15 protein-coding genes are annotated in these 18,838 nt (G+C 44.5%); 9 read left to right on the top strand and 6 right to left on the bottom strand.

The genetic code is table 11. The features are described from left to right. Positions 1 to 44 precede the first annotated feature (44 nt). From FAM09_RS17600 to FAM09_RS17580, 5 genes are all read right to left on the bottom strand, one after another. Positions 45 to 692, bottom strand: coding sequence for a YdcF family protein (locus FAM09_RS17600; protein WP_136578436.1), 648 nt, complete (start codon positions 690 to 692; stop codon positions 45 to 47). 225 nt (positions 693 to 917) lie between these two features. Next, a complete protein-coding gene (locus FAM09_RS17595) occupies positions 918 to 1,871 on the bottom strand; it encodes an ion channel (protein ID WP_136578435.1) in 954 nt (317 codons plus the stop codon). Between the two features lie 180 nt (positions 1,872 to 2,051). Continuing rightward, positions 2,052 to 4,532 carry a DUF5686 and carboxypeptidase regulatory-like domain-containing protein gene (locus FAM09_RS17590; RefSeq protein WP_136578434.1) on the bottom strand — a complete coding sequence of 827 codons (2,481 nt, stop codon included), beginning with the start codon at positions 4,530 to 4,532 and terminating at the stop codon, positions 2,052 to 2,054. A 247-nt stretch (positions 4,533 to 4,779) separates the two neighbouring features. Continuing rightward, positions 4,780 to 5,415, bottom strand: a complete 636-nt coding sequence (locus tag FAM09_RS17585; RefSeq protein ID WP_136578433.1) for a LysE family translocator — start codon at positions 5,413 to 5,415, stop codon at positions 4,780 to 4,782. 304 nt (positions 5,416 to 5,719) lie between these two features. Further along, positions 5,720 to 6,643 carry a hypothetical protein gene (locus tag FAM09_RS17580; protein WP_136578432.1) on the bottom strand — a complete coding sequence of 308 codons (924 nt, stop codon included), beginning with the start codon at positions 6,641 to 6,643 and terminating at the stop codon, positions 5,720 to 5,722. A gap of 315 nt (positions 6,644 to 6,958) precedes the next feature. Between FAM09_RS17580 and FAM09_RS17575 the strand changes: the two genes are divergently transcribed. The 6 genes from FAM09_RS17575 (at position 6,959) to tssO (ending at position 13,214) form a co-directional block, all read left to right on the top strand. Beyond that, positions 6,959 to 7,393, top strand: a complete 435-nt coding sequence (locus tag FAM09_RS17575; RefSeq protein WP_136578431.1) for a GPW/gp25 family protein — start codon at positions 6,959 to 6,961, stop codon at positions 7,391 to 7,393. A 72-nt stretch (positions 7,394 to 7,465) separates the two neighbouring features. Then, entirely contained in the window at positions 7,466 to 9,361 is a 1,896-nt protein-coding gene (locus FAM09_RS17570; protein ID WP_136578430.1) for a type VI secretion system baseplate subunit TssF, read from the top strand. Between the two features lie 229 nt (positions 9,362 to 9,590). After that, positions 9,591 to 10,529: a hypothetical protein gene (locus FAM09_RS17565; protein WP_136578429.1), complete on the top strand. Its 939-nt coding sequence runs from the start codon at positions 9,591 to 9,593 to the stop codon at positions 10,527 to 10,529. A 51-nt stretch (positions 10,530 to 10,580) separates the two neighbouring features. After that, entirely contained in the window at positions 10,581 to 11,450 is an 870-nt protein-coding gene (locus FAM09_RS17560; RefSeq protein ID WP_136578428.1) for a TssN family type VI secretion system protein, read from the top strand. 28 nt (positions 11,451 to 11,478) lie between these two features. Next, positions 11,479 to 12,660 carry a hypothetical protein gene (locus tag FAM09_RS17555; RefSeq protein WP_136578427.1) on the top strand — a complete coding sequence of 394 codons (1,182 nt, stop codon included), beginning with the start codon at positions 11,479 to 11,481 and terminating at the stop codon, positions 12,658 to 12,660. Positions 12,661 to 12,692: 32 nt separating this feature from the next. After that, entirely contained in the window at positions 12,693 to 13,214 is a 522-nt protein-coding gene (gene tssO, locus FAM09_RS17550) for a type VI secretion system TssO (RefSeq protein WP_136578426.1), read from the top strand. A gap of 116 nt (positions 13,215 to 13,330) precedes the next feature. Here the strand turns inward: tssO and FAM09_RS17545 are convergent, their stop codons facing one another. After that, complete coding sequence (locus tag FAM09_RS17545; protein ID WP_243751695.1) at positions 13,331 to 14,020, bottom strand: C40 family peptidase; 690 nt, start codon at positions 14,018 to 14,020, stop codon at positions 13,331 to 13,333. A 152-nt stretch (positions 14,021 to 14,172) separates the two neighbouring features. Between FAM09_RS17545 and FAM09_RS17540 the strand changes: the two genes are divergently transcribed. The 3 genes from FAM09_RS17540 (at position 14,173) to FAM09_RS17530 (ending at position 18,816) form a co-directional block, all read left to right on the top strand. After that, complete coding sequence (locus FAM09_RS17540; protein WP_136578425.1) at positions 14,173 to 15,219, top strand: PKD domain-containing protein; 1,047 nt, start codon at positions 14,173 to 14,175, stop codon at positions 15,217 to 15,219. 120 nt (positions 15,220 to 15,339) lie between these two features. Then, on the top strand, positions 15,340 to 17,808 hold the full coding sequence (locus FAM09_RS17535; RefSeq protein ID WP_136578424.1) for an ATP-dependent Clp protease ATP-binding subunit: 2,469 nt from the start codon (positions 15,340 to 15,342) through the stop codon (positions 17,806 to 17,808). A 555-nt stretch (positions 17,809 to 18,363) separates the two neighbouring features. Beyond that, the gene (locus tag FAM09_RS17530) at positions 18,364 to 18,816 is read left to right on the top strand and encodes a hypothetical protein (RefSeq protein ID WP_136578423.1); all 453 of its coding nucleotides are present in this window, start codon (positions 18,364 to 18,366) and stop codon (positions 18,814 to 18,816) included. Positions 18,817 to 18,838: the final 22 nt, after the last annotated feature.

Genomic DNA, 18,838 nt, shown 5'->3' with positions numbered 1-18,838 from the left:
GAAGAATAAAAGCCCCACTCGCTACTTACTACTTGCCACTAGCATTATTTCATCAATTGTTTATCAAACCCCATCTCTACTAATTCCTCAAATGCCTTCCAAACCTCAGCCGGAATTTCCTGGTATACCTGGAACCCTTTTTCGGGATATAGTTTTATCCGCTGCAGATCGCCCACCATCATGTTGATGAGTTTTTCAACAGAGATCTCGTTGTTGGGATATTCCTCGAAGGTGAGCAGGGGAGAAGTGACGAGCAGGTCTTTATCGGGCCAGTGTTTTTTGAATGTTGCATAACTGCGGCGCTCCATATATGGCTTTTGTACCACAATAAAACTTTGCAGGTGGAGGTTTTTCTCTTTCAGCAACTGTTGTGTAAATAAAATATTCTCACCCGTATTCGTGCTTTTATTTTCAATGAAGATAGCTTCCCGTGGCACCCCTTTGTCGAGGGCAATGGTAGCAAACAGGTCGGCTTCGGTCCCGGCCCATACGTCTTTGGTTAATTTACCTAATCCACCTGAGAATATGATAATGGGCGCATAACCCTGCAAATATAGATCAGCGCCCCGATCGGCAGTGCGGGTGTCGAGACTGCCCAATACCAAAATACAATCAGATGGCACCAGGGTATGGTGCAACTGATGGTAGTTCCACAATATTTTTGCTAATGTAATCGCTTGCTGGTTTATCATTGCTTTGTACGGTTAGGTTTGATGAACAGTCCAGTCTGCCTCTTGTTCACCCGGTTATATACTTATTGGTCTCTGCTGATAAGCAATAAATTTGCCAAGATGAAGTATTTTTTTAAGTTAATAAGTTAACAGGTTGACAGGTTGCCAAGGTCTTGATTTCTTAGGCTCAAAACAAAACTCAAAAACTTAATAACTAAGGAACTTAATAACTAAGGAACTTAATAACTAAAGAACTACTCCTTCATGTTTGCTTAACTTATGCAATTCCATCACCGTACCTTTCGCGGTTTCCTGGTACATGGAAACGAATTTGCGGTTATAATGAATTTCCTGGTAGGTATAGGACGTTCTTTGCTGCACCGTATTGCCATATACGTCATTAAAACCACGAACCATTACATACAATTCCACATCGGTAGTTGCCAGGTCTTCATTGGTAAAACCGGCCAGCGGGCTTTGTTCATCAATAGGATGCACCACCGTCCAGTTCATTGGCATGCTTTCAATTTTACTGCGTTCCAATTGTAACGTGTAATACTTGTATTTCGGCTCGCCGTTTTCCTGAATGAGCATGGCCAGGTTCACCTGAACGGTAACATCGCTTAACGCGTGGTTTTGTTTATAGCAGGCAAACCGGAACATCAGCGCCGTTTTATCGCGGTACGGCGCAACGATCGCATGATCGCTGAAAACAAGGTGCGCACGTGGACGGGCAAATCGTCCGTAGATAAGACCGGTTGCCAATGCGAAAGAAAGAAAACCGCTCATGGCTTCCACAGCCGCTACCAGGTTGGCTGCATCGCCAACGGGATTTACCCGCCCATAGCCCACGGTTGTAAAAGTTTCTGTGCTGAAAAAATATAATTCCTTAAATATACCGACAGGTGTAGTGGCAACAAAACCCGTGAATTGTTCAGCGCCGATCCAATAATATATGCCGGCATACAGCAGGTTAATGCTAAAGAAGAATGAAACAATGATGATGATGAATTGCCATAAAGGCAATGAGATCATGGTATAAAAGATGCTGAACCGGTCCCAGAAGGGCCATCCTTTTTTATGCAGGTTAAACGTTCCGTCGCGGTTAATGAACCGGCTTCCATTAATAATACCGGTTGTGCTAAAACCGGTGTCGTTATTTAATTTGGGAACGGGGTTGATCTCTTTTGTTGCAGGCATGACACTGTTATTTTACCTGGCAAATGTAATACTTGTTGCCTTTCTGGTAACAGGTTAGCGAGGTAGGAGGTAAGAAGCAGGAAATTGCTGATTTTGCGATTTCGGGATTTGGAGATCTATCAAAATGCTAAACGTAAGGAAATCCCGCAATCTCTAAATCTAAAAATCAGCAATCAAAAATCATCGCCACTTATTCGTTATCCTGTCCCAACTGGTGATGCCGATCTTGAATTGTACCGGGTTATTAAACTGGTTGGATGCGGAGCCTACCACGTAAACGCCTAGCTTAAATTTGCTTAACGGATTGAACGGCCATTTGAAAACCCGTTCGATGCCTGCAAAAGTTTCTACATAGCGCAACGATCGTTCGGCCGCTATCAGAAAGCCGGCGCCTGCCACTTCGCGCAATTGCAGCTTTTTAAGAAGCGGGATCTTATTGATCAATGCGCCATTGAATTCATGCACAAAGTGTCCCTGGTAAAACCGTTTGAATACAGGAAAGGTAGAATCCAGCGACTGGAATGCTTCATGCGGATTCATGAACAGCAACGGATCGCCGCGACGCTGGAATTTATAATCGACCAACCTTAGGTCTTTAGTATTAAAAAAACTACCGCTTCTTACGCTATAGGTTGAAATGCCCGCCAAACCCAGTTTGATTTCCTGTTCAACTCCGAATTCGAGGTAATCGAAATCCACTTTGCTGTCAAGCGGGCCGGGTATGCCTTTTCGCCAGGAAACGTAAAAAGTTGGCCACGATGAGCCAAGAATTATTTTCTCTTTAGGTTCGCGAATATATCGCTGCCGGGGCGTGTAGGCCAACCTGATCTTTCCATAAGTGGCATTATAGGGTTCAAAGGCAACGGCCTGGTTGTTATCGAGGTATTCGCCGAATAAACTATCTACCTGCGAATTGGTCTTATAATTACTCACCGACCGGCGAAGGGCAATATCAAAATCGGCATACAGAAATAACCCATTCGCCAGTTCCAGTTCATGAGCAATGCCAAAAGCGTTATTTAAATAAACACTGCTGCGTTTGATCTGGTTGATCCATGCATCGCCCTGGTAAATAAGCTGAAATTCCCTGCCTGCTGAAAAAGTAACAATTCCCCGGTTGAACGGGTTATACAAATGCCTTACAGAAAGGCTGCCATTGATGTCGCGATTGCGGATGCCATAACTGATGTTGGGCCGTATCCAAAGGGCTTTACGGGAAGGATAGGTTTTGTGATACGACGCCGAGGCAAGAATTCGGGTACCGCCAAAATTAAAAGGTTGGTAAAGCTGAGGGATGGGTGGAAAAGACCAGTGCCGTTCTTTTTCATGATCGTTGAATTCCTGGCCGCTCCACAACCATTTCTTCCAGGTTATTTTATTGGTTATGCGATCTATTGAATCGAGATAGGCCTTGGTATGCCGGGCGCGGTAAATACTGTCTTTATAATGAATGAACCGAACTTCTTTTTCGGTTAGGGGTTCGGTACGGTTGCTTTGCCAGAAACTGCTGTCTTTTTCATAGGCTTCCTGGGCGGTAGCGCTGATCTCTGTGCCGAAATGTTTCTTATCGAATTGCTTATGCAAGGCAAAGTTTTTATACGTGGCAATGGTAACGCCTGATTTTTTTGCCCTGTTGCTTTTTGAGTAATACGTGAACTGCTGCCGGGTGATCATCCAGGCCGTATCGGCAATGCGATCGTAATGCTGTTCTACTTCAAAAAAATCATATTCCGGTAAGTGGTAGCCTGGTAATTTTAAGCGGGTATGCAAAATCACCCACAAACTATCGGCAATGGTTATTTCTCCTTCTACCGTTGCATTGCTTACCTGGCGGGGTTTAACACTGATGACATATACTTTCCGCCCGGCCTGGCGTTCGGTCCTGACAATTCTAAAGCGATAAGCAAGCAGTCCGCTATAACTAATAGGTGAGAGGAAGGGCGTTTCTGAAACAGCAGGCGTTTTAACCAGGTTGTTGTAAAAATTAAAATCGCCCTGGGTGGTTGATAAATAAAACAAACCTTCTGTACTACCGCGTTTAGTTACCCCTAACCGTTCTTCTTTAATACCCTGGGGCGACTTGTCTAACTGCAAAACAATTTCTGCCATCGCCATTCTGTCAAGATCGGCATTAACATTAACAGTCGCTGGCAGCGAATCGACCATTACATTCTTTACCTGCTTTTTTCTTGATTTCAATTTTAATGAATCTTCCTGTACCGCTTTAATATATACCGTGCAGGAGTAGGGGCCTGCAGCCGCCTGTATCGCTTCTTTTTGATGGATCACATGCCGGATTATTTCTTCTGACCGGTCGCGTGCTTTCCCTTTTACCACCACCTCTGAAAGCCCTTTGGCGTCATCCGGTTCCATAATAATATTTTGCTGGTAATTGGCTTTTTGAACAACGACAGTGATCCGTTGCGATTTATAACCTACCATACTGATCACGAGATCGTATTTACCGCTTTCAAGCTCCAGTTCATAGGTGCCGTTCTCTTTGGTAACGGTGCCATGTTTCCACGACGTAACCTGCACCGAGGCAAAAGCCAATGGCTCCAACCGGGTGTTGGTGATCTTTCCGTAAATTTTATAAGATTGTCCCTGTGCGCAGGAAATAGAAATGCCGGTAAAATAAAGCAGCAGTAGAATTCGGTTCATGCAAACAGGGATTGGGGCCTTTAAAATACTTAGTTATTGCATGAACGGGAATAAGCACGCTTTACTTTAGATTGATTTTAACACATTTTAGTTTTAAGTTCTCAGTTCTTAGTTCACGGTTCAATGCTCGCTGTTTAGTATTAAAATTTTGAATTATTGAATTGTATTTTGAGATCCGGAAGTTAAACAACATAAAACTATAAACTGTAAACTATAAACTATAAACTTAGAACTATAAACTTAGAACTCATTTCGCTTTATCCAACGCCATCTTTGCGGCCAAACCCGTAAGCACACTTGCCATAAACCATTTTTGAATACGTATCCATTTAGGATTGGCAGAAAACCACCTGGCTGCCCGGGCCGCCACCAGCACAATAATAAAATTAATAGTAAAGCTTACCATAATTTGTACAATACCCAGCGTTAAACTTTGCATGAACACATCGCCATAGGCGGGTTTTATAAATTGCGGGAAGAAGGATAAATAGAAGACGGCAACTTTGGGATTGAGCACATTGGTAAAAAAGCCCATGCGAAATAATTTACCGGGCGAATCGGCCTTCAGATCGGTGCGGGGCTCAAACACATTTTTACTGCCCGGTTTTATGGCCTGCCAGGCCAGGTACAGTAAATAAATGACCCCGGCCGTTTTTAAAATAGTATAAGCATACGGTATAGTGAACAGCACGGCCGTTAAACTAAACGATACCATTAAAATATGGAATAAAAACCCACAGATAACGCCTGCCAAAGAGATCAGCCCGGCCTTACGGCCTTGTGTAATGGAACGTGAAATAAGATAGATCATATTAGGGCCCGGACTAATTACCAGTCCAAATGCCGCGAGGGCAAAAAGCAGAAGATCGCTTATTGGTATCATAAAGGTCAGGTTTGCAACAAATATAACTTTTGCAACCGATGACCTGTTAGTCCGGTTCTCAGAATGCAGGTAGGCCGGTTACTATTGGCTAGTAGCTAGTAGTAAATAGCTTGTGGGGGAATACACGATGCAAATAGCTCAAAGCCGAAAGCTTAAAGCAGAAGGCAGATACAACTGAATTTCCCTTCAACTTGCAACCTGTAACCCCGCTATGGGGGCAAACGCTGAAAATGGTAACCGGTTTTCCCTTGCTATTAGCTGTATTCCTCTCCCTACTAGCCACTCGCCACTTACTACTCGCTATTTAAGATATCGGAATTCCATACTTTGCCGCCTGCGCCCTGATAAACTGATCGGCTTCCTGGCTGCCCTCGGCACAGATCTGGTCCATCTTTTTTCCAAACTTGCTAACAAGCGCCGGGTTGTTGATCGCTTCAATCTTTCCTGCCCTTGTTTGTGTAGTAATGGTAGCCAGGCAGGCAGAATCGCCAAAAGTAGAGACTTCCCTGGGATCGGTAATATAAGAACCGCCGATACCACCATGGGAGGTGTGAAAGAAGCGTTCTTCTTTTTGTTCTACGTCTATATACTTGAGAGAAGTGTTCTTGAAATAGGTACGGGATTTAACATCAGGATGACGGCGGGCATGTGCAACATATCGCACATTCTCCACATTCATTCCATCGATACAATTCTGCCGGTCGACAGAATCGTACAATCCCATAAAATAAACCCGCACCAACGGACTTAACATACGTGCAATAACGGTAGTGGCCAAACCACCGCGGCTATGACCGATCAATACCACGCGCACATCATCGGTTGTGAGCGGCTGGGTCTTCAACATTTGTTGCGTTACCATTACCGGTACACGGGTTTTCACATCATACCCCTGGTTTTCCATCATTTGTTGGGTGGTGCGTTCCCGGTCCTGCATACAACTATTAACGTCAAACATTTCAAGTGGCTTAATCGACCGGGTGCGGATGGAAGGAAATAACGTACTTATGCGTTGATAAATAAAATCCAGCGCCTCCAGCAGGATCGGTTCGTTATCGCTGCCGGTGATCGTATTGGAAGGGCCATGAAACCAGCGCCGGTCTATGTCCATAGCACCATAATGTACGTCGCGAATAAATTTGTAAGTGCCGCTGTTGCTTCCATCTTTATACATCCATTCACGGGAGCCTGTGCCATCGATCCCTACTACAATATATTTATAATTCATGGAGAAAGGTTTTTGATTGTGGTAACTGGGTACTGAGCATTTTATTTTGTCACGTATGGAACAAGGTTATAACGTTAATATAACGTCAACCCCTGATTGGCAACAAATTTTAAACCAATTTTGGAATTTTTATTTTAATTTAAACATCTGTTTGTTCAAACGGCACGTAAATTGGTTATAAAAATATTTACATTGGAATTTAAATTGTACTAATTTCGTTTTGCTGCACTGAGAGCATGATCAAGACAATCCCCTTTTGACACGCTTCACTGGTTGCGTTGACTCGTACTACCCGTAACGTTAATTTAATAGATCATGCGGCTAAAGTATTATACATTACCATTGGACCCGGAATTACTGATGCAGAAGAAACAGCATCCCGGTTGTGATCTAAAACAATCGGTAGGCCATCACCTGCACCTGATCGTGACCACGGCATTTGGTGAAATGCAAAGCGATGTGGAATACGGTAACTCCATCTGGGACCATGATTTTGATAATCTTACCTCCCGCACCAGGCAGCAGGAATGGATGAAAGAATCACTGCTGAATGCCGTTCGCAAACATGAAAAAAGATTGGATGGCATTAAAGTAGACGTATTGGTAAAACAGGAAGAAGTAAGCGTTTTTTCAACGGAAAGACGCGTAAAAAAACGCCTTGACATTTATATAACCGGCACTCTTACCGCTACCAGCGAAGACATTACTTTCCGCGACAGCTTTTTTGTGAGCCCGTTATCTTATAGCTAGTATATCAATTATTGGGTCCCTGATAAATAGCGTGAAGGATTTACACCTAAATCTGCAATACATATTTAATACATGGAAAATCGGGAGCAAATAAAGAACCGGATGATGAAAACGGCTGCGCGCCTGTGGGGGTATTCGGAAGATGAAACAGAATCGTCTTTCGATCCACTGGTGAATGTATTATTCTCAGCCTGTGCTTTGGAACTGGAAAAAATAAACAACGAAATACATGCGTCACGCGCCCGCTTACTCGAACGCATGGTGCAATTATTGTCGCCCGAAGTATTATGCGGTCCATTGCCATCACATGCCATCATGCATACGAAAACAATAGAAAGAGAAGCGTGGATGGACGAAAGCGATCAGTTTTATTGCGCACAGAAAAGCGATGGTACCTTTTCTTTCAACGGGGGAGTAGGGTATAAAGATATTTACTTTGCACCTACTGCTTCTTTTTACCTGAACAGGGCCCTTGTCACTTACCTGGCTACCGGGCATCAATTATTCCGGTACCGGGAAATGATCTCCAAAGAAGTGATCACGCACTGTTCGCCCGGAAAAGAACTGGAGCAACGTGTTTTATGGATTGGCATTACCGGGGTTCGATTCAACCTGCATAATACCCAATATTATTTTGAGATAAGGAATGAAGCAAACAAAGAATTGTTCTATCAAAATCTGTCGCAGACCCGCTGGTTTTATGGAAACGAAGAATTAGACGTAGTGCCGGGGTATAACCAGGAAAATATCAGTGGTGAACACCTGAACATTGAGCAACTCCTGATCAGAAAAAATACAGCCTGCTGGAAACTGAAAGAATTCATCAATGATTATTACAAATCGAAATTCATCACCATTCGCCGTCGCAATGATAAAGATATAACAGGGAATATCGAAAATAGCGGATGGCCTGCCGAATTGCTGCAGGTATTTGATAAGCCAGGGCTGGATTCACTTAAGGCCAGCGATGTACATTGGATAAAAATTCAATTTCCCGAAAATATTTCCAGTGCCGTGCTGCAGGATGTGGTATGCCAGGTGAATTGTTTTCCGGTGCTGAATGGTAAGTTAAACAGAACGTTGCACTCCATGCACGATATGCTGAATATTGTGCCGTTGCAATCGAACGATATTTTCTTTGACCTGCATGAGATCTCCGACAACGATGGCCATATTTACAACCTGCGGGCCATTGAAAAGAACGCACAGGAAAAACTAACGGTGATCTTACGGCAGGGAGGAATAGGCCGCTTTGATGAACGCGATGCCTCCATGATCGTTGAGCATATTGTGCAGTTGATAAGCGATGAAAGCGCCGCCTTCGCCGTACTGGGCAGAGGTTTTATGTCGGGCGAACTGCAGCGTTTGCAACAGATCATTTATAAGCTGGAACAACAAATGATCACCAAGGAACTAAACAAAGAATACACGCCTTTCCTGGTGGTACGAAAAGAGGAAGAAGAAGAATTTGATGAGGAAACGCCGTTAAGTACGCTGGCTGTATCGTACTGGAGCACAGGTGGCGAAAGGGGCAATGATATAAAAGCAGGCACCGCCCTGCAAACGTACCGCTCAGAAAGTATGTACGATGGCAGCAGCCTGCTGATGACAACTACCATTGGCGGTCGCAACCGGTTAAGTGCATCGGAGAGCATCACCGCCTATAAATCGGCCCTGTTATCGCGCAACAGGTTGATCAGCATGGAAGACATAAAAATATTCTGCAAACTGCAAATGGGCAATACCGCGCAGCATATCAATGTAACCAAAGGCGTAATGGTGCCGCGACAGTTATCGCAGGGTTTTACCCGAACCATTGATGTTACCATTAAGCTGAACCGGAAAGACTATATGGATGCCGAGGACAAAAACCAGCTCCAGTACTGGAAGGAAAGCCTGGCCATGAAGCTTGCCGACAAATCAGCGGGACTAACACCGTTCAGAGTGTTCATAGAACAAGAGAATTAATATTGAATATCGAATGCAGAATTTTGAATGTTGAAGAGAATACAGGGAAATGAAAAATGAAGAATGAAAAACAGAGAAATGAGAAAGTGAAGGGCAAGGCGAGTAGTAAGTAGTTAGCAGCGAGCAGGGGCAAACAAGGTGCTGCGAAAAATAGCGCATAACGAAAATAAACCCTACTAGCCATTTACCACTAGCCACTAGCTGTATTTACCATTAATCAATAACCACCATGCAGCGTAAAGACGCTATAGAAATTTTTTTTAACAAACTCTCCGGCTATCTGTACGATATCAAGGCAGAAACGCTGGCCAACCAGGCATTACAACACAATTTACATCCAGATGATTTTGTGGTGTTGCCCGATGGCCGCTTTTACCGAGAATACCGTACCGATGTGTATGCCGTCAATAAGATCGAAGACTCCCGGCTTCACCAATTATTACAGTTACGTTTGTCACGTTCCGGCCTATACGACCTGGTACCGGAAGGACTTTTTCATCAGGCATATAATGGCGCCAAAGCCAATAGCTCTGCGGCTGAAATGGCTGCCCAAAGTCGTATTGATAGAAAAAAAGAAGTGGCGGCCCGGAAATTCTTTCAACCGGTAGAACATAGCTTTTTCAGGCAACGGGTATTGCTGGAACAGGAAGAAGAAAACCTGCTCGCCGGCATGGACAATGGTTTGCTGAATGATTATTTCTTTACGTTCTGGGAGTTTCCCGAAGCATTGAACAGGACCTCGGCCATGCTGCTGGTATTGCTTTTACCTTATGCGCATGCCATTGCCGGCAATCTTGCTTTAATGCAGGATTGCCTGGAAATTCTACTGCAGGAAAAAGTAACTATTTCATTGATACCGGCAGAAGCTTGCCAGGCGCCCGGAAATGCATGCAGCCTGGGAATGGGGGAGTTGGGAAATGATCTTGTATGCGGACAAACATTTACAGAAGATTATCCCTGTTTGCAATATAACATTGGTCCGTTGCAGAACTCCAAACCCGTTGATTATTGCACCGGAGGTGACAATGATCTGTTACTGCAGGTATTCAACAATTATTTTGCGCCGGCAGAAGCGGACATCATTATTAATGTAGAAATAGACAGGGCCCGTGCATTGGTTGAACTGAGCGCAGATGAAAGTCCGATTTTAGGCTATGCAGCCATTTGAGAATAATATAAAAATTGTATTCGCATTAGCACATTAGCAAATTATCACCTTATGCTTACACCCGAGCTTAACAGATTGTTACTTTACCTGGGAATAAGCCTGATCAGCTTTTCAACGATCATAGGCATTGTTGCCAAAAGAATACGTAACAGCTTTAAACCATTCAGCAAAAAGGCTATCTGGTATCTGTTGATTTCCGTGGCTGTATTTTCGCTTACTGGTTTATTCATTGCTGCCGGTTTCTTTTCAAATTATGACCGGTACTTTATTTTCTTCCAGGTATTATTCCTGCTATATGGCAGCCTGCATATTTATATGATGCAACGGAAAATGGATTGGGGCAAAGACAAAAAATCCTTCTGGCCTGACCTTATTTTTTCGGTGCTGATCATGCTGGCCGGCGCCATTTGCTTTATGCTCACTTTTCGGTGGGTAAACCGCGAAGGACTGGAACTGTCCATGATGCTGTCGGCCCTGTTTTTCATTATTCCATTGTTTGTATGGCATACCTTTCTCACCGCCCTGGCCATTCCGCCCAAGGTGTTGAACCAATGGTATTATCCCGTGCATGAACCAATGGAAGAACCGGAAGAAAGCAAACTGAAGAATATGTTGCTCATCAGTTTCGAATTTCAGAAGAACGGCCAGGATGCTTTCTTTACCAACTTCAGGGCCAAAGCGCCGGTAGATATGGAGTTGGGTGAGCTGTTCTACTACTTCATAAATGATTACAATGAGCGCCACCCACAGGGACAGATCCTGTATTCAAACGGCACTGGCGAACCGTATGGATGGATGTTCTATAAAAAACCAAAATGGTACACAATACTCACCACATATATGGATTCAGAAAAAACAATTTACCTGAACCGCATCCGGGAAAATGATGTCATTGTGTGCAGCCGCATTATTGAAAATTGAGGATTGAACTAACTAAACAAATTTAAGTATGCAGTCAACTAGTGAATACTTACCGGTAAATTGGGTAGATGGGATGAAGATCAATAAAACGCATTTTCTTGCCCAGGATAATGCATTTACTTACCGGCAGGCCCACACCGTAAGCAGTTTTTTAAATGAGCACAATTATGGATTGTTACCGGTGTTCGACCGGCATCATACTTCGGCCAAATTATTTTTATCGCTCGATAATGAACAGACCGTTCACCTGCGCATTCAACGTTGCCGGGCTATCTCCCGCGGCGGTTATGTGATGGAGTTTGATACCGATACTTCGCTCACAGGTCAGCAATTATCAGCAGGTGTTCCGGGACTGCAGGTTCCTTTCGCCGAATTGAAAGACCGCTCAGAATTTTACTATGTGGTGCTTAGCATCGATCCGTATAAACGTGTGCCGTTTGGCATTGCAGACCCCAAAGAAACGCCACCACGTATGCCTTTTACCATGCCGGTGTATGACCTCACCTTATTACCTGCCCATGAAACCAGTGCTTTGTCGCTGGGTCAATTTCAGGTGCCGGTAGGGAAGGTGATCGTAGAAGAACAAATTGTACGGCTGGTTGAAAATTATATTCCACCCTGTACGGCAGTGAACAGCCATTATGAATTGCTGGAAGTGCACGCCGGTCTGGAACAATTCTTCGGCCAAATGGAATTGTATGCCCTGCAGATCATTCAAAAGATCTTGCAGAAGAAACAACAGAACGACCTGGCAGATGCTATTTACAAGATCTGTGAGAACCTCAGCACATTCACGGCTACGGAGTTCAGCAATTTCAAATTATCCTATATATACCAGCCACCGGTATTTATGATCACGGCAGTAGCCGGGATGGCCCGGTTGATAAAGAACACCATGGATTATTACGCCGGAACAAGCAAAGACGAACTGATCAGTTATTGCACGGAATGGTGCGGGGTAAGCCAGGGCGAACTGGAAACAGCCATCACCACACTCTGTAATTACCAGTACAATCACCTTGACATTAATGATGCCCTGGAAAAAGTATTACGGTTCACGCAGATCATTTCATCCCTGTTTGGCAGCCTCTCGCGCCTGGAATACATCGGCAAGAAAAAAGAGACCGGCATTTTCGTAAAAGAACAGTTGTTGGTACCGCAAACCGAATCAGTACCGGTAAAGAAAAGAAGAAGCTTCTTAGCAGATTAATAATCGAAACACACTAATTAAATCAATAAAAAATGCCAACCGTATTAAACCATAAGGAAAGGAGTCGTGCATTTTTAAAATTTTTGTTCTTTTTCATTATATCCGTTTGGCTCATCGTAGGAGCTATTTACTTCGACATGCGTATTCCTTATAAAGAGAATGACGTATTGCGCGAACAGGTGACCCGCTACCGCAACCAAAGTATTGCCCAGGAAAAATTCGTAAGCAGTATGGATCAGGCGAAAATGTTGATCGACTCCCTGAAACAACCGGGCGTAAACAGCATGTACCTGAACCAGCAGATTGCCGCCAAACTACGCGAGTTAACCGACCTGCAGTATAAAGACAGCAGTATGTACAGCCGCATGAATAAAAATGTGCTTGATCTGTATTTACGTTACCAGGATGCTACCAACAAAGTGGTAAGCATGGGCGATCTGCCAAGACAGTTGGAAGATTATAAATCAAAATTTGAACAAACGCAGCGTGATCTGGATCAGGCCCGCAGGGATATTGACCTGTTGAGAAGAGCCAGCACCGCTGCTGGGTTTTAGCAACCCCTGGCCCCCTAAAGGGGGAAAGAATCCTGAGCGAAGTCGAAGGATGAGAGTAGGGGTCTGAAGCGTTGAGCGTAGCCGAAACGCTCTTAACTAAACGACATTCGATTTGCTTATTGTTTATTGTTCTTTGGCTGAGTTGTGGTCGTTTGCTTATTGCCTGTTGCCAATTGCTTATTGACCTTCACCCTTCCTGCTGCAACAAAACGTTTCTTCCAGTAAGGATCATCGAGATTGGCGAGGCTTACACCGCTGGAAGTAGAGGCATTGATAAAATACCGGTTACGCAAATACATGCCAACGTGAGAAATAGGATTGCCGGGAACCGTACAAAAGAAAACCAGGTCACCTTCAGAAAAATAAGAGTTATCATGAAAAGGCTCCACATTTTTTGTAAAGAACTGTTGCGCCGAAGTGCGCGGCACCTGGATGTTGTACACATCGTTCAGCAGGCGTTGAATAAAAGCCGAGCAATCGATCCCATTTTCATCGTTGCCCCCGTACTTGTACGGCGTTTTCATCCATTTATCAATGAAGGTGTACAGCACAACATTTTTAAGACTGTCAGGATCGATCTTCAAATAAGCGGCATATTTGGTAATAGTTCTTTTTTCGGGACTGGCATTTGCAGCTGCAGCAGTTGGATCGGGCGGTTTTACCACAATGGTCTGGTACTGATTGGCTGATTTACGCGAACCGGTACAGGAAGCCAGGAAAACCAGTAAACAAAAGCTACCGGCAACGGCCATCAGGTCAGCAGAACAGGAATTGAAACTATAATGAAAAAAAGATATTCGTTTCATGGCTAATAGAAATACGGTTTAAATGAGTACTGCAATCAGCAATAATTTTCGGTCGGCGTAAGGTCGTAAATTAATCTCAAAATTAGCGAACCTTTCACGTTTGCCGTTTCACGTTTCACGATTGCCATTAACGCGAACCAAAAAGTAAAAGTATGGAAAATAAAAAAATACAGCTCGCTTATCTCGACGAAAAAGTCATTCTCACCATGATCATTACGGCGTTGGTTGGTTTGGTGATCACCGGCTTTAAATATAAGAACTACGAGTACTGCTCCGACTTTCATATAAGAGCAAAAGCGAATTTCTTCCGAACCGACGAACCGATACGATTTGAGACCGACGCTTTGTACGCCAAAGATTTTCAATGGGACTTTGGTGATAATGAAAACAGCGAGACCAATATCAACTCTGTGGTTCATGCCTATAACCAGCCCGGTGAATATACCGTGGCATTAACCATAAATGGTAAATGCACCGAATATAAAACGGTTTATATAACAAGAGCCCCGAAGCTGGAAAACCCGTTGCTGATGCCCCGATTTGTTTGTCCACAAATGGCGGAGGTAGGCAAGCCCGTTACCTTCCAGGACACTACTGCCGGCGCCCATAGCTGGGAATGGCGTTTTGGTGAAACGGCCGCTATTGACGCCACTTCATCCACTGCCAATTATGTTTATAAAACGCCGGGGTTAAAAACCATTTCCTTGGTGCTTAACAACGATCCCAAACAACTGGGCGTTTGTAAAGTGTATGTGAATGATAAAACTGTTGCGCCCTCCAAGTCAAATGCCCGTGTTCCGGCAAGGCAGCAACCGGCCTTTATTGTAGTGCCGGCTAAACCGCAAACCCCAACGCTCGAAGAACAGAACCATCCTCAGCCGGCGATTGTAGAACCGCCCAAACCGCAAGGCGTAACCATCAGTAAACAGGAACTGGAAAGCAAATTGCGCGGGGTGGTGAATAACTATTTGACAGCAGACAATTTTACCCCGTATTTCTGCAATAACCTCAACGTGCCGGTAAGCCTGAATGGAACTGAAATTACATTCACCCAATTCTGTAATAAACTAAGCTCAATTAAAGAAGATAAAAAGATAAAACAACTGAACGTACAACAAATAAAAAGCAGCGAAACCAATTGTTTGATTGGGTTAAATGTAAGCCTGAAGATGAAGCAGGGCTTCCTTGGAATATTTTGAGATTTTTAGATTGCGCGATTTTGAGATTTAAAATTAGTAGGAGAGCTGCACTAAAAGAAATCACCAAATCTCGAAATCCCGAAATCAGAAATCGATAATAGTTAATCTAAAATAAGCGTAATGACTGACCAACTGTTAGGTATAACCATATCCGATTCATTTAAAAAAATGAACCATATAGCCCAGGCCATTGCCCGGGAAAATATGCACCCCCATATAGCGCCACCGCATTTACTAAAAGCATTGCTGCATAAAGAAGCGGGCCTGCAATCCCTGTTACAACAATTGGATAAAGACATTTATTATATGGAAGAATGGGCCGATGTACGCATGGAAACATTGCCCAAAGCCACCCGGCTCGAGGATACCCTCACCGCCGATGCACCGGTAAAAGCCGTGATGGAAGAAGCCGATACCATCAGGGCAATGACGGGCAGTGATGAACTGGAGGCCGTGCACGTTCTGGCGGCGCTCAGTACACCCGGTGTAGGCTTTAGTTATGAGCAATTAAAAACATTTCCGGTACAACGCCAGGAGCTCTTGCAGCAATCAGTAGCCGAAACCACATTGAATAAGATCACCAGCGCTGGCAATGGCTCAGCAAAGCAAACCAACCACCAGGCTTTGCTGAAATACTGTACGCATAAAAATGCACGGGCCGCAGCAGGAAAGATAGATCCCATAACCGGTCGCGATAAAGAGATCAGGGCCATGGCTGAGATCCTGGGCCGCCGTTCAAAACCCAATGTGCTGATCATTGGCGAACCCGGAGTTGGTAAATCAGCATTGGTTGATGGATTTACGTTAGCAATTCAGGAGAAGAAAGTTCCCCGCTTTTTAGAATCCGCCCAGGTATTTGAGCTCGACAACGGCGCACTGGCTGCCGGCGCCTCTTATAAAGGCGAAGTGGAAGAGCGATTGAAGAACATCATTCAGGAAATAAAACAATTTGAAAAAGCCATCCTGTTTATCGATGAAATGCATGTACTGATGGATAAACAGGGCGCTATGGCAGGCGCTGCCAATTTATTAAAGCCGGAACTGGCTCGTGGGGAATTGACAGTAATAGGAGCCACCACCCTGGAAGAATACCGGAAGCACATTGAAAAAGATGAAGCATTTGCCCGCCGCTTCGATGTTATACAGGTAGAAGAACCCGATGCAGCCACAACATTCCGGATGATGCAAATGATCATGCCGCACTACTGCAAACACCATGCAATAGAAATAGAAGACGAAACAATACAGGATACCATCCGGCTGGCGAAACGCTATGTAAAGGATCGGCGCTTACCCGATGCCGCCATAGACCTGGCCGACCACTCCATGGCAGCCCTTCGCCTGGCGCGGGATACCGGCCTGTCTGTATTGCTGGATATGAAGACCATTTTTGCTGACATGCAAAAAGAACCCGGTCAATATACAGCAGACGACTGGAAATGGCATTATAACCAGTTGCGCAATAAGATCAGTCCCATTTTGTGGGCGGCGGTACAATCAGAAGCCGACCCCCTGCAAATGACCGAATGCAGTGAGATCATTACTTATTTGAATGCTGCTTACGAATCATTATCAATAATGGCAGAGGACGACAGGCAAACGCTTAACCATGCAGATGTAGCCGCCATAGTAGCACATAAAACGGGTATCCCCATCGGTAAAGTGCAGGCACAGGAAAAAGAGCGGTTGTTGAAAATGGAAGAGATCCTGAAACAACGGGTAGTAGGGCAGGATCATGCGATCAGATCGATCAGCGAAGCCATTCTTGAATCAAGGGCCGGATTAGGGAAACCAGGACAACCCATTGGTTCGTTTTTCTTCCTGGGCCCAACAGGTACAGGTAAAACAGAATTAGCCAAAGCACTGGCCGATTTCCTGTTCCAGGATGAAGGATCGATGATCCGGTTCGATATGTCGGAGTTCAAAGAAGAACATTCCGCCGCACTACTGTATGGAGCGCCGCCCGGATATGTTGGCTACGAAGAAGGTGGTCTGCTGATCAACAAGATCCGTCAGCAACCTTATTCCGTGGTATTGTTCGATGAAATTGAAAAAGCACATCAGTCGGTCTTCGATATCTTTTTACAGATCATGGATGAAGGCAAGCTGCACGATAAACTGGGAAAGGAGGGCGACTTCTCCAATGCGCTGATCATTTTTACTTCCAACATCGGCAGTCAGTTTGTGGTAGATTCGTTCAACAAAAAACAGGTCCCATCTTCTACCCGGTTGATGGAGATCATGAGCAACTACTTCCGGCCCGAGTTCCTGGGCCGGTTGACGGAGATCTGTCCGTTTGCGCCTATGACCAACGAAATGGTTGAACGCATCCTTAGTATTCAATTGCGCGGTTTATACAGTTCGCTCGAAAAGCAGGGCATTACTCTGCAGTTGACCAATGAGGCCAAAAAGCAACTGGCCGTTATGGGCTTTGCGCCCCAATATGGGGCGCGTCCATTGGCCGGCGTTATACGAAATAATTTGCGTCGTCCCTTATCGCGCAAGATTATCAGTGGGGAAGCGGGTGCTACCGGAACAACTGCTTTAACCCTTGACGTGGATGCCAGTGGCAATTTTGTTTGGTCCTGAGGTTCGCTCTGCGCGTCCTGAGCGGAGTCGACGTCCTGAGCGGAGTCGACGTCCTGAGCGGAGTCGAAGGATGTTCTTGTGAAGTCCTGAGCGGGCTCGCTCTGCGTGTCCTGAGCGGAGTCGACGTCCTGAGCGGAGTCGAAGGATGTTCTTGTGAAGTCCTGAGCGGGCTCGCTCTGCGCGTCCTGAGCGGAGTCGAAGGATGTTCTTGTGAAGTCCTGAGCGAAGTCGAAGGACTAACTGTTATGCCAGTCTCAAAATTTATAACATTAATTTTATATGAATTGTCGCACGAACTAACGGAAATATGTAAATTTATTTACTGCAATTATTAATGACTGATTAAAAATTTGTTCAACGAGTATATTTACGCCAGGGTTACTGGGGATTTTTGATCATTAATGTTCATTCACCAATAATTAGGAATGATATTTGCAAAATCCATTGAGGTTTTTTTGTCCGATATCCAATCCGTCAAACCAGTTTATTCGTAATTATATTCGATTGTTCATTACAGAAAGCAAGTCTTAATTCTGAAAACCAAAAATACCTATCATGAGCATAGAGCCTTATGGCATTGGCGGCACGGAAGTAAAAACAGACGCCTTCGAAGCCTTCGCAGACATTCCACAAAATCGAGTATTGCTGGCAGAGAAACTCACCTATGACCCACCTGTTAAACCTGAAATAATTGAGGGGTTGACAAGCATAGATGATGTTTTCGAGAACTTCAAACCGAAAGTAGACATGACCTTTGAAACGGAAGACGGCGCCATGCGCAAGGAAACGCTTCATTTCAGGGGCCTGGCCGATTTTGGTGCGAAGGGCATCATTGCACAAAGCGAATACCTGGGAGACGTGAGCATGCAGCAATTGCAATATCAGAAAATAATAAAGCAGTTAAAGACCAACAAGCTGCTTAAACAGGCACTCGCCAATCCCGAAACAAAAGATCATATAATAAAAGCTTTGCAGTCACTTATACAGGAACTTGACTCAGCCAGGTAACACCACCCATTCATTTTCATTT

The sequence above is a fragment of the Niastella caeni genome (assembly GCF_004834005.1).
Classification (GTDB): Bacteria; Bacteroidota; Bacteroidia; order Chitinophagales; family Chitinophagaceae; genus Niastella; species Niastella caeni.
Note: the sequence above shows the minus strand (reverse complement) of the source record. Positions and strands in the feature narration are given on the sequence as shown.